Raw genomic sequence first — 13,040 nt, 5'->3', positions numbered from 1 at the left:
TAATTATCTCCCCCATTTATATTGGTGCATTGACCTGAACATAACGTGTTTTCAGGTCAATTTCCTGAACCTGAGTATTCACAGGAATACCATAATCAGTCAAACATTGAGCCATCGTTTTTTTAGTCCGCAAACCCACATCTATATTGTCATTGATATAACCAACTGCACTTGCATTCCCAATACAATCTGCTTGTACAATAGATATTCTTTCACGAGAATAATTTGGCAAGATCGCAGTTGAAGTAATCCGGACACGACCTTCAACCTTCCCCTGCTGCACATTTGAATCCTTGCTGGCATCGGTACCCCGGTCTAAATCTGAACCTGGTGCCGCATCCAGGTTAGTCTCAGCTATATATTTCACCGCAACCTGTGTTACCACTGCTTCCCTGGAACTGCCAAAATCTTTCTCTAAATCACAAAAACCACTTCTATTACTTTCAGTTGTGTCAACTGTTGCCTTCGTATTATCTCCAGCAGTTGCTGCTGGAGGAATTAACACCGTTACATCTAAAATACTTCCAGTTTGAATTGTCGAAGTAGGACGATAGCAAAAGATATATTCTCTGCCTTGTCTTAGTGGGTCAGTTTGATCATTTACAGCTTTACCAACTACTCCCATAATAGAAGTGAGATTTTTATAACTGGTTCGATTCAAAAAAAAGTTGGTAGGTGCATCACTGGTTTGTAAAAGTAATTGCCCAATTTGACTATTTGTGGCGATATTCAAAGATGTCATTGCAGTACGAATGGCTAGCACTCCCACTATAGTAATCACAAGCAACATCATTAAAACCACTACCAAGGTCACACCACGTTGATGGTGTTGGAGTTGAATTTTTCTCATTATTATTCCCCTAGACCATTTCTAAATGTTACAACTGTGCTATATACACGACGTGCAAACTTGGTATTTTGATCATTTAAACGTACAGATTGATTCAAAGTATTAAATGCTTGAGTAAGATTTATAGATTCGTTACGCGTGTTATCCATAGAGCGAACCAGCACTGCCAACTTCACTGAGACAATTCGTGGAGGTTCCGTAGGTGGAGCTGCAGCTCGCGCATTCTTTGCCAAAAGCCGATATTGATTAATCGTGTAATATGCCATATTCCCTGTCGTATTTCGCACTCCGAGCTGCACTGTAAAATGGTCTACTCGAGGCATAATCAACTCGCCAGCTCCTCCAAAACCACTAATGGTTGAAGGTTTTGAATTTACACCAGCTGCTGTGGCTGCCGGAGTATTAGCATCACAAGCCAATCCATAATTTGTGCCCGTTGTCGCTGTAGCAGGATCACGTCTTAAAAAATAACGCTGAATAACGTAATCGCCTGCAAAGACTCTTTCACCTTCACAATTAAACATGTCATTAGGCGCGACAAATTGAATAGTCAGTTGATCACTTGATTGATTAACATTAGACAAGCCTTGCCACTCATTAGTAACCGAGCTTATTGCATCATCTGTACCAACACTATGACTCAATAAGCCTTTGGAAATAAATGGAGCTGCTGTTGGTATTGGTATATTAGCATTTGCTGTTGTAGCATCTCTTGCTGTTAACACCACCCCTCCCCAAGGAGTTTGCTCATTTAAACTCGGGAAATTGGTATTAATATAATTAGCCAAACGAATATCTCGAGCTACGTAATCCAAGCCAAACACACCACTATTTTGCAGTTCTGCATTTGCATCTTGCATACGAGAACCGAGCAGACCTCCTATAAAAAGCTGAACAGCAGCAGCACTGATCAACAAACCTAGAATTATGGCCACCATCAACTCAACAAGCGTAAAACCTTTTTGTACTTTAACTCCTGAATAAGATAGAGTTTTCATTAATATGCCTCCATCATTAAACAATTAGAACCATTCACATAAACACCTGTAGCTCCCATGCATCCACTAACATTAGCTGCAGCATTGGTTGAACTTAGCGTTGTATTTCCCCATGCAATAAATAAACATTGTCGTTGTTGTGGGGCTGAACCCACTCCAGGACAATTATCCATAGTGATATTCATTCCAATTTCAAATGCAGATCTTGCGGCCATAAAAGCATCATATGCTGCCATTTGTGCAGGTGTACAAGCTGTAGCAGGGTTAAAGCACACAGTAGCAGGTGCAGTTGGGGCAGCAGTAATATTGGTATAACCTCTAACTGCGGTTGGATAATTATTTTGAGCTAATGGATTGGCACGCATGTTTTCAGCTAGACCTCTTAAAATCAGCATACCCTGTGAACGATTTAAAGCTTCACCTGAAGCATCTATCGCACGTAACTGTAATAGACTGTAGCCAAGTACACCTATTGCCAATAGTAAAAGTGCAACTAGTACTTCAATTAGTCCTACACCTTTTTGAGATTTATTCATTAACATGTCCCTGAAGTCTGACTAATATTTCCTAATCTTGTTACCGTTACCGTCCTCATAAATGGGGACTTACAGATACTGAATGTTGCTGTACTTGTTGCAATTCCAACTTCATTAAATAAAATTGCAGTAGCACTTGAAGATAAAACTGTTATTTTTTTATCGACTGGCACAGAAATAACCCGAGTTTTTACTACTTCTTTTTGTTGGTCATCTGTTAACACCTTAACGGGTGGAGTACCTGTAGTCGCCGTATATTCAGGAATAGCCACAGTTGCACAGTCTTCTTTAGTAAAATCATTATCAGAATTTGTTCTGTTTAAGCATAGAGCTACGGTTGTTTTCATTGTTGCAGCTTGTGACTTTGCTTGGTTAACAGCCACCATCAGTTCCCTTGTAGCTGCATTTATTTTTTGCTTAGCTACTAAATCGCCAAAGGAAGGAATTGCCATCGTTGCAATAATAGCCAACACAGCTATCGTGATCATCAGCTCAATTAAAGTGAATCCCTGTTCTTTTCTTTGCATATTCCCCCCAAGGCAACAAAACTTTACCCTATTAAAAATAATACCCAACTCCTTTACAAATTAGACACGCAAAGAGATAAAAGGTATAAAAAAACAGATAATTGCCAAAAAGCAATTATCTGTCAATTTTTAAAATTTTTCAGAATGTTAAATCATTCACGTTTTAGGCTTGAGTTACAGGAATACGTAACTCTTTCGGCAAACTAAAAGTAATATTCTCTTCACGCCCTGCCAGCTCTTCCGGTGCTTTCGCGCCCCAATCCTGTAAACGCTGAATCACCTGCTTGATTAAAATTTCGGGTGCCGATGCACCAGCAGTTACCCCAATTTTGGTATTTTCATCAAACCAGGCTTGATCAAGCTGATCTGCATTATCCACCAAATAGGCATGTTTCCCCATACGTTCCGCCAGCTCTCGCAGACGGTTTGAGTTTGAAGAATTAGGAGATCCTACGACCAAAACCACATCACATTGAGTGGCCAAGTCACGTACTGCATCTTGACGGTTTTGCGTGGCATAGCAGATATCATCCTTACGCGGCCCCTGAATTTCAGGAAATTTTGTACGTAAAGCATCAATCACTTTTGCGGTATCATCAATGGAGAGCGTCGTTTGGGTCACAAAAGCCACTTTCTCGGGATGACGGATTTTTAATGCCGCCACATCCTCTTCATCTTCAACCAGATAAATTTCACCACCATTTTTCTTGTCATATTGCCCCATGGTGCCTTCCACTTCCGGGTGCCCTTCATGACCAATCAAAATGGCTTCCGTACCTTCACGTGCATATTTGGTCACTTCTATATGCACTTTGGTAACTAGTGGACAGGTGGCATCAAAGACTTTTAAACCACGACGCTCCGCCTCAATTTGTACCGCTTTTGACACACCATGCGCACTAAAGATCACGATATTGTCATCGGGAACCTCATCCAGTTCATCAACAAAGATGGCACCACGCTGACGTAAATCATCCACCACAAACTTGTTATGCACCACTTCATGACGCACATAAATAGGCGGATTAAAGCATTCCAGTGCCCGATTGACGATCGCAATTGCTCGGTCGACACCTGCACAAAAACCACGTGGATTGGCCAATACAATTTCCATAAGATCCTCAATGTTCACCCGAAGTTGAGCGGAATAATTTGAAATAAATGCCAACAAAAAGACGCTTGGCTATTTTGTTTGCGGGTCGTCTACTCTAAAATAGAGAAGATATTTTATCATATCAGGAAAAATATCATGTCGGGTCTCTTGTTTGTCGTTTCTGCTGCATCCGGAACAGGCAAAACATCCCTCGTTAAAGCCCTTCTCGACCGTGTGACCAATCTGCACGTTTCTGTCTCTCATACTACTCGTGACCAACGTCCCGGTGAGCTTGACGGTGTACATTATCATTTTTCAAAAAAAGAAGATTTTCTTGCCTTGGTTGAGCAAGGCGGTTTTATTGAATATGCAGAAGTGTTTGGCAATTATTACGGTACAGCTCAAGTGACTGTAAAACAGCAGCTTGCCAAAGGGCATGATGTTTTACTTGAAATTGACTGGCAAGGTGCACAGCAGGTTCGCAAACTTTTTCCCGAATCGAAACAAATTTTTATTTTACCGCCAAGCCAGTTCGATTTGCGCCAGCGCCTATCCAACCGTGGCACAGACTCTGTTGAAGTGATTGAGCGCCGCCTGGGCTGTGCAGTTGAAGATATGCAGCAGTATACAAACTTTGACTATGTCATTATTAATGATGACTTTAATAAGGCACTGCATGATCTGGAAAGCGTAATTATTGCCAATCGTTTAGTGATTGCACAACAGGCAGCCCGTCATCAGGAACTGATTGAAAAATTAATTACTCCTGTTGAACCGTGATTAAAACTTGAGTCTGCAGGCAAAGCATTTTATACTGCCCAGTCTGTTCAAATTTAATATTCAAACGAGAATTCTTATGGCACGCGTAACCGTTGAAGATTGTTTAGACCATGTAGACAACCGCTTTGAGCTTGTACTAGTGGCAAGCAAACGCGCGCGTCAATTGGCACGTCAAGGCATTGAACCAACTGTAGAATGGGATAACGATAAACCGACCGTAGTTGCTTTACGTGAAATTGCGGTAGGTCATGTATCTAAAGATATTTTGAAACAACGTGATCAAGACTATCAAACTTCTAGCCTTGACCTTGCACTTTCTGCAAACAATTTGAATTTAGATGGCTTTTCTTTCCAATAAGAAAAAATATCTTAAAAAAGCCTAGTTTTAACTAGGCTTTTTTTATTGCACAACTTTAATATTGGATGAATAACCGTTATAACATAAAATTAAAGATACGTTATTTAGGATGTATCTTTTTGCTGTTTTTTAAATGAAAAAATTGACAAGTCATGCAATATGCTTTTCATTAAAGCTCTAGCGATTTAAATTGTAGAAACTGAAGTAATAAAGGTGTTATATGCCAGGCCCACAGGTCAGCCAAGCCAAACAACAGCTCAAAATTATTATCGACGCTTACTTAAGTGCAAGTGATGTCGAGCGCGTGCTTGTGGCCTGCGATTATGCCGATATTGCCCATGACGGCATCACCCGTAAAAGTGGTGAACCCTATATCCTGCATCCGATTGCGGTCAGCAGCATTCTTGCGCATATGCGCCTGGATGCCGAAACCCTGATGGCCGCCCTGCTGCATGACGTGATTGAAGATACCGATTTCAACAAAGAAGACATTACTGAAAAATTTGGCCGCACGGTGGCCGAGCTGGTCGATGGGGTAACCAAACTCAGCCATTCCAGCGACAAAGAATATAATAAAGCCGCCTCCTTCCGTAAAATTCTGCAAGCCACCCTGCAAGACCCACGTGTCATTATTATTAAGCTGGCTGACCGTTATCACAACATGACTACTTTAGGTTCGTTGCGCCCAGATAAACGGGCACGTATTGCCCAGGAAACCTTTGATATTTTTGTGCCGATGGCACGTATCGTCGGCATGAACGAGATGGCGGACAACCTGGAACATCTGTGCTATCAAAATCTTGACCTGGATATGTTTAACAATGTTCAGAATGCCCTGCTACAAACCAAACCGAAACGCTGTGAATATCAGAGTATCTGGGAAAAAAACCTGACTGAACTGCTGCAACAGCACCAAATTACTGGCCGTATTAAAAAGAAAAATAACAATATTGAATTGCTGCGCCACTTCGTCAAAAACGATATTGACCTGCAAGAACTCACCCACAGCCATGCTTTTGAGATTATTCTGCAAAGTATTGCCGACTGTGACCGTCTGGCAGAAATCCTGCGCGAAAATTTCCAGATTCTACATTATGAAGATCATATCCGCCGTCCATTGCCGGGTGGCAACCAGTCTTTAATGATGCGCTTAAAAGGCGAGAAAACCACGCTCTCTTTAACTATCCAGACCGAGCTGATGCGTAAGGCTGCCCGTTTTGGGGTGGTCCTGGGTGAAAATGCACCGCAAGCCTGCCGCTCAGCCATTCAGGCGTCTATGCAGAACCTGAATGTACTGGTGGATGGCGAATGTGCCAAAACCACCTTTAGTGATCTGTTGGATTATCTGCATCAGGAAAAAATCTGGGTGTATACCCCGCATGGCCATTTGCACGAACTTCCACAAGGGGCTACAGCCGTCGATTTTGCTTATTCAGCCAGCCTGTTTTTAGGCAACCATGCTGTCGGAGCAAAAATAAATGGGGAAACCCGCCCTCTTTCCACACCACTGGTCAGTGGGCAAGTGATCGAGATTATTACCGATGTTCTGGCGACACCAAATCCGGACTGGCTCAGCTTCATCAATACCCAAAAAGCGCGTCGTGCCATCCAGAATATTTTGCGTGATCAAGATATTGAAGAACAACAACTGGTCGGCCAGCAAGCCCTGAACCGTGCACTGAAACTGTTTAATCGCTGCATCAAAGATTTAACCGAAGCAGACTGGATCGATATATTGCAATGGCGACATATCGAATCTAAGGAACACCTATTTGAACAGATTGCGGTGGGTGACCTGTTACCGCAATTAGTAGCCAACCACCTGTTTGCTCAAGGACAAAGTCTGGAGAACCAGTCTTCTACCCGTCTTATTCAAGGCACGGAAGGCGTAGATGTCAAATACGCCCATTGTTGCAATCCAGTGCTTGGTGATCCAATTCAGGGACATCTCTCACGTCGTGGCTTGATTGTGCATCGTGCGCGTTGTCATAACCTGTTGCATGAACAGCATCTGCATCCAGAAAATATTATGCCTTTGCACTGGACATCTGAAGATTTCGATGACATCAGTTTCACCGCCTATTTAAGCATTGATATGCTGATGAATGATGAACAGATTTCTGACCTGATTTATCAGTGCCGGAAGGAAAAAACCGGTGTAGAAATGGTTCATGCCCATGAAGGCAAAACCTATGTGCATATTGTGGTGCATAACCGCAAGCAAATTGCCCAGATTATTCGTGATTTACGCATGCACTTTGGTTTTCCACGCATTACCCGTTTAGCCCAGCCCATTAACATTGCTGAAGCATCAAAAGCCAGTTAGTTCAAACATAAGTCACTCTTATTGAATAATTTAGGCTATGATGCATAGAGATGATAAAAGGAGAAATCGATGTCCCGCCAAGTAATCCATACTGAAAATGCACCTGCAGCCATTGGTACATATTCTCAAGCGATTTTAGTTGAAAATACCCTGTACCTTTCAGGCCAAATTGGTTTAGATCCTTACAGTATGGAGTTGGTTGAAGGCATTGAGGCACAAATTCGCCGTGTATTTGATAACTTGAAAGCCGTTTGTGAAGCAGCCGGTGGCTCATTGGCAGATATCGCCAAACTGAATATCTTCCTGACCGATCTTTCCCACTTCCAGCTGGTCAACCAGATTATGGGTGAATATTTTGCCCAGCCTTACCCTGCACGCGCAGCATTAGGTGTCGCCAGCTTGCCTAAAGGGGCTTTGGTTGAAATGGATGGTATTGTAATTATTAATCAATAATTTATAAAACTCATTAAATACCCACGTTTCAAAAATCAGTTCTAAATGATCAATTCATCTTGAGCGGAAATCCGAGCAGCACTCGGATTTCCGCTCAGGTGCTATTTTTTTATTCAAAAACTCAATCACAATAAATGATATTTCAAATGAATTTCATTGACAAACGATAATAATTATCAATAATATCACTTATCCCATTTCACTTTTATGTGGCCAGTTCAAATGTACGTATGCTTATGTCGTGGTATTACCGATCAAGATATTAAAGATGCCGTTGCAAATGGTGCGGAAAGCTATCGTGAAATTCGTGACCTGCTTGATTTAGGTACCTGTTGTGGCCGTTGCGCCCCTGAAGCACGCGCCATTATTAGCGAAGAACTTTCAGAAATTGCAGCCCGCATCTCTGTGGCAGCCTAAAACCCGATTATTCTAATGAGAAACTGAATGATCAAAAGATCATTTTCTCCTCTCCCGCTTATGACTCTAGGCGGGTTTTTTATACACTCCCGTGTAGCATAGCGCCTATTATCGTTCTTGATTGCGATTTTCATTTGCTGTTCAATAAACTACTCGCCATTGTTTTGCTTGTTGTTTAAGATATTTGCAATAATCATTTTTTTTGATTGCCTGACCCCTTGTGAAGGCAAAAAATTGTTGATGGAGAACTTACAATGAAAGGCAATCGTGACGTCATTAATCAGTTAAATCAGGTGCTTTATCACCAGTTGACTGCCATTAACCAGTATTTCCTGCACTCACGCATGTTTAACGATTGGGGAATTGAGAAGCTGGGTTCGGCAGAATACAAAGAATCGATTCAGCAAATGAAAGATGCAGATAAAATTATTGAACGCATCCTATTTCTTGAAGGCCTGCCTAACTTACAGAATTTAGGCAAGTTGTATATCGGTCAGCATACTGTTGAAGTACTGAATTGCGATGTACGTAAAGTCAACGAAAATATCGAAGCCCTGCAAAAAGCGGTCAGCTTGGCCGAGCAGGAAATGGATTATGTCACCCGTGATCTTGTTCAGGAAATTCTAGAAGAAGAAGAGGAATATCTGGATTGGGCCACCACCCAGCTTGATCTGGTCGAGAAAGTCGGTATCGAAAACTACATTCAAAGCCAAATTTAAGTTTAAAAACAGCCAGTCAATTGACTGGCTGTTTTAGCTGGTCGATTCACTTTTTAAAATTTTACTTTTTGGCGGCAGGCTGGGCCAATGACGCATAGTCCCAATCGACTTTACGTAATTTTTTCAACAACCAGAGCTGATGTCTGGCTTCCTGTTCATAGCCATTAAAAGCCAGTATTTTGGCATACTTGAGCAGATCATAGGAGGTCGGATAATTGAGCACCATCTCCCTAATTTCTTCAAGCTGTTGTGCACTCACCTTGCTATAGGGATTCATACGAATCCAGTCTATACGCCGGTTAAATTCTTCCAGCAAGTAAACCTGATCTTGATTGGTAATTTTTTGCGGTACTTTTTCATAACGTAGCGTTTGATTGAGTTTAGGAACCATCACCGAATAATCCCGCACGATCAGAATCAGCAGCAAGAAAAATAAACCGTAAACAACCCGCATATAATTGGGTGAAAGGGTCAGGATTTTGGTATCTGCCTGTTGTGACTGAACCAGACCAATAATAAAACCGACCGGGAGCAGGAAATAGGCATAGTACTGCGGGAATTCCAGCATGGCGTGAATCAATACTGCACCCACCATTAAAATTCCGATCACGGATTCAACAGAATTGACACGCTTATTTAGCTGATACCCCCAATAGCCAAAATAAGCCAGAAACGGCAAGCCTATAATTACGCCATTCCACAAAATAAAATCAAGAATAAAATTATGTGCGCTACGAATCCACACCGGTCCCTGGAAATGATCACTGACCAGGGTATATGCGACACTGGTCTGGTTCCAGCCATAACCAAACCATGGACGGTCAGCAATGGCATGCAGCATTTGCTGCCAAATCGCTAAACGCGACATATCCCCTGTAGCGCGTCTTGCCACATCGACAGCTTTAATCTGTATATCCAATAATTGGGTTAAATAGCTCCCAATCACAGGCAATACCAAAACTAATCCTATAAATACGGCTAACCATGCAGCTAAGGAATACCATTTAATATGGATATAACCTTTAAATTGCTGATAAGCCAAATAAACCAGAATAAAGACACAAGCCACCCATGAGGTTCTGGATTGGCTTAATGCCACGCTCACCAACATAATGAATGCCGCTGGAACCAGCCATTTGGTCTGGACTTTTTTGGTTTCATATAAATATAAACAAGCCAAAAGTGACATGAGCAAAAAAGTAGCCATATTGTTTGGCTGGGCAAAATTGGCATAAGGACGAACAGCACGTTGCATATTCACCATCCCCGGGATATAGGCATCGAGCGTTAACCATTGGCAAATCGCAATCACACCCGTCGCTGTTCCGGCCATGAGAAACACATAACTGAGTCCGGTAAAAATGTTTGCCCGGTCTGCTTTCTCGCTCGATAAATTATAGCCAACCACCATGCTCAGCCAAAAGCCAAGCACAAACAAGGTACAGATCAAGGCCTTATCAAAGAAAAAGAGTTCACCTGCCCCGTATTGAACCAATGGAATAGCAGCAAGAAACAATAGCGGCAAACTGATGACTGGCAATTTAATTTTGTCTTTTAAATAAATGGCAGCAAGCGTAAAGAGGGATAAAAAAGCAAATAGTTCACCTGTATAGGTAACCCAAGGGCGGTAATGGATAGGCAAAAGCCAAGCCAGTGAGATAAAGACACTGGCTAAGAGAAGGAGGAGGAATTTCATGATTAGATGAATTAGAATATATTGATATTATGATAAAAAAATTCCGAATAAATGTCGCATAAAATTCTCGCATCATAAATAAATTTTTATAGTTAAGTAGGCTTAAATGCTGTAAGCAAATAAAATTATCTGACATTTAAAGAAATGCTCATCCTAACGTGTAGCCGATTGTCGGCATAATTTATTACACTAAAAATTATTTTTAATTTTTCCACAAAGACATGATTTTTTTTTAAAAAATTTTATATAGAAACATAAGACCACATTAAAAAATCAATAAAATCATACATATAAAACCTTGTAAATTAATTACATTTGTTTACAATACAAAACAACTCTTAACTCTTAAAATTTTAATGAATTCCAATTATCAACGACATATAGATATTTTACGTGCTCTCGCCGTTTTATTGGTAATTTTTCATCATTTAAAAATTCCATATTTTAATGGAGGTTTTATTGGGGTTGATATTTTTTTAGTTATTTCCGGGTACTTAATCACAAAAAATATAAAAAAAGAAAAATTAAGCACATCTCATTTCTCATTTAAAAATTTCTACAATAGACGTATTATACGTTTAGCACCATCATTTTTTCTCGTTATTTTGACTTCAATGATAGCTTTCTTTTTTATTCTTACTCCTGAAGAGTGGAGTGATTTTCTCAAAACAGCTATTGCCTCAATATTCTTAACTTCAAATATTTATTACTCTTCTTTACTTAATAATTATTTTACAATTAATTCTGAAACGACTCCTTTACTTCATTTATGGTCTTTAAGTTTAGAGGAACAGTTTTACTTGATATGGCCAATATTTTTAATCTTGTTACTAAGATTAAAAAATCATGTTATTTTTTTAATTTTATCATTATCAATTATACTTTCGATATTTATTTCACATATCTACGTTATTAAAGATCCGGTAGCAGCTTATTATTTATTAGCAGCTCGTTTTTTTGAATTTATCTTTGGGGCTTTACTCAATTTTATAAAACCAATAAGAATTCGAAAAAATATTTCATGCTCAGTAGGAATTACGTTAATCGTATGTATAATAATGATAAATATGATTATTAATAAGGATTCATTATTTCCTTCTTATATTGCAGCTCTTCCTTGTTTCTTGGCTGCAGTATACATTCTTTTATCTGGAGGCCTTACACAAAAAACAACACAAACAATTGAATATATAGGAAAAATATCCTATCCTATGTATCTGTGGCATTGGCCAATAATTTCATATTTAACTATCCTTTCTTTTTCATTAAATATAACTCAAAAAATACTTATTATTTGTTTAACAATAATGCTTTCCATAGTAACACATGAGTTTGTTGAAAAAAAAATCAGTAAAATATTTTCTCAGAATAAAAGACCCATTATTTACCTCTTTATGTTACCAGCAATACCTGTGTTTCTAGCTTATTTATATCATCTAATTTTTTTTAATAATGAAAATAAAATCATAAAAAATGATAATTCCACCTTCTCAATTAAATGTATAGACAATAGTAACCACCCAATTGATAGTTGTTATTTTGGAAAAAAAGAAAACCGTACTATAGACATACTTCTAGTAGGGGATAGTCATGCCAACTCCCAATCGGGGATGGTCGACATTCTGGCAAAACAAGCTAATCTAAAAGGATATGAAATCACTTTTTCTTCTACTGCTTACCTAGTTAATGTCGATAGATACTCTATAAATCCAAAAACTAATGAAATTCAAAAAGTAAATCAATTTTCAGATATCAATATTTTTATACAAGATCATATTAAAAATAATCATTTTAAATATGTTGTTATGGGTGGATTTTTTCCACACAACTGGAATAGAAGTATTTATTCTGAAAAAAACCGTGTCCCTTTAGATAAACTTCAATCAAAAAAAGCATTTATTTATGGCTTAAAACAAGCTATATCATCTATCATAAAGTCTGGTGCTCGACCTCTTCTTATCAATGATAACCCGATTCTAGTTGATGTAGATGTAAACTGCCATCTTAGATTTTTCAACGATTTTGATCACTGCACTTTTCCTCGAATAAAACATGATCATGATTTTAAAGAATGGCAAACTGTTTTAGTTGAACTTCAAAAATCTTTTCCAAAACTCATTGTAATTGATTTTACAGATATTATTTGTGATGAAAAGAAATGTTTCTCTACTCTTCAAAACACATCTTTATATCGCGATTCACAGCATTTAACCTACAATGGTTCAAGTATTTTAGGTAATATCTATCTTCGAAAGCATTCTAATCCTTTTTTAGAAGGTCATTAAAA

Annotated in this window: 13 protein-coding genes; 7 read left to right on the top strand and 6 right to left on the bottom strand. The window is 39.3% G+C overall.

The annotated features are described in order from the left end of the window. Positions 1 to 16: 16 nt before the first annotated feature. The 5 genes from ACPUEY_RS03685 to ispH form a co-directional block, all read right to left on the bottom strand. On the bottom strand, positions 17 to 850 hold the full coding sequence (locus ACPUEY_RS03685) for a PilX N-terminal domain-containing pilus assembly protein (RefSeq protein ID WP_425121179.1): 834 nt from the start codon (positions 848 to 850) through the stop codon (positions 17 to 19). A gap of 2 nt (positions 851 to 852) precedes the next feature. After that, on the bottom strand, positions 853 to 1,848 hold the full coding sequence (locus ACPUEY_RS03680; protein ID WP_425121178.1) for a PilW family protein: 996 nt from the start codon (positions 1,846 to 1,848) through the stop codon (positions 853 to 855). Further along, positions 1,848 to 2,390, bottom strand: a complete 543-nt coding sequence (pilV, locus tag ACPUEY_RS03675) for a type IV pilus modification protein PilV (RefSeq protein WP_425121177.1) — start codon at positions 2,388 to 2,390, stop codon at positions 1,848 to 1,850. Before pilV ends, ACPUEY_RS03680 begins: the two co-directional genes overlap by 1 nt. Further along, entirely contained in the window at positions 2,384 to 2,911 is a 528-nt protein-coding gene (locus ACPUEY_RS03670; RefSeq protein ID WP_425121176.1) for a GspH/FimT family pseudopilin, read from the bottom strand. The genes pilV and ACPUEY_RS03670 overlap by 7 nt, the downstream gene beginning before the upstream one ends. Before the next feature lie 163 nt (positions 2,912 to 3,074). Continuing rightward, positions 3,075 to 4,025, bottom strand: coding sequence for a 4-hydroxy-3-methylbut-2-enyl diphosphate reductase (gene ispH / locus ACPUEY_RS03665; protein ID WP_092820178.1), 951 nt, complete (start codon positions 4,023 to 4,025; stop codon positions 3,075 to 3,077). Positions 4,026 to 4,160: 135 nt separating this feature from the next. On the opposite strand from ispH, the gene gmk reads away from it, so the two are divergent. From gmk to bfr, 6 genes are all read left to right on the top strand, one after another. Next, positions 4,161 to 4,784: a guanylate kinase gene (gene gmk / locus ACPUEY_RS03660; RefSeq protein ID WP_425121175.1), complete on the top strand. Its 624-nt coding sequence runs from the start codon at positions 4,161 to 4,163 to the stop codon at positions 4,782 to 4,784. A 76-nt stretch (positions 4,785 to 4,860) separates the two neighbouring features. Next, entirely contained in the window at positions 4,861 to 5,142 is a 282-nt protein-coding gene (gene rpoZ / locus ACPUEY_RS03655) for a DNA-directed RNA polymerase subunit omega (protein WP_004896248.1), read from the top strand. A 220-nt stretch (positions 5,143 to 5,362) separates the two neighbouring features. After that, on the top strand, positions 5,363 to 7,468 hold the full coding sequence (locus ACPUEY_RS03650) for a RelA/SpoT family protein (protein WP_425121174.1): 2,106 nt from the start codon (positions 5,363 to 5,365) through the stop codon (positions 7,466 to 7,468). 69 nt (positions 7,469 to 7,537) lie between these two features. Beyond that, entirely contained in the window at positions 7,538 to 7,921 is a 384-nt protein-coding gene (locus ACPUEY_RS03645; RefSeq protein WP_092820181.1) for a RidA family protein, read from the top strand. A 222-nt stretch (positions 7,922 to 8,143) separates the two neighbouring features. Beyond that, positions 8,144 to 8,338 (top strand): bacterioferritin-associated ferredoxin, encoded by a 195-nt coding sequence (locus tag ACPUEY_RS03640; protein ID WP_086174534.1) that lies wholly within the window; start codon positions 8,144 to 8,146, stop codon positions 8,336 to 8,338. Between the two features lie 254 nt (positions 8,339 to 8,592). Further along, a complete protein-coding gene (bfr, locus tag ACPUEY_RS03635) occupies positions 8,593 to 9,057 on the top strand; it encodes a heteropolymeric bacterioferritin subunit Bfr (protein ID WP_092820182.1) in 465 nt (154 codons plus the stop codon). 61 nt (positions 9,058 to 9,118) lie between these two features. Here the strand turns inward: bfr and ACPUEY_RS03630 are convergent, their stop codons facing one another. Next, positions 9,119 to 10,753, bottom strand: coding sequence for a Wzy polymerase domain-containing protein (locus ACPUEY_RS03630; RefSeq protein ID WP_425121173.1), 1,635 nt, complete (start codon positions 10,751 to 10,753; stop codon positions 9,119 to 9,121). A gap of 356 nt (positions 10,754 to 11,109) precedes the next feature. On the opposite strand from ACPUEY_RS03630, the gene ACPUEY_RS03625 reads away from it, so the two are divergent. Next, complete coding sequence (locus ACPUEY_RS03625) at positions 11,110 to 13,038, top strand: acyltransferase family protein (RefSeq protein ID WP_425121172.1); 1,929 nt, start codon at positions 11,110 to 11,112, stop codon at positions 13,036 to 13,038. Positions 13,039 to 13,040: the final 2 nt, after the last annotated feature.

Origin of the sequence: Acinetobacter sp. G11 (genome assembly GCF_049808495.1) — a bacterium.
Classification (GTDB): domain Bacteria; phylum Pseudomonadota; class Gammaproteobacteria; order Pseudomonadales; family Moraxellaceae; genus Acinetobacter; species Acinetobacter kookii.
Note: the sequence above shows the minus strand (reverse complement) of the source record. Positions and strands in the feature narration are given on the sequence as shown.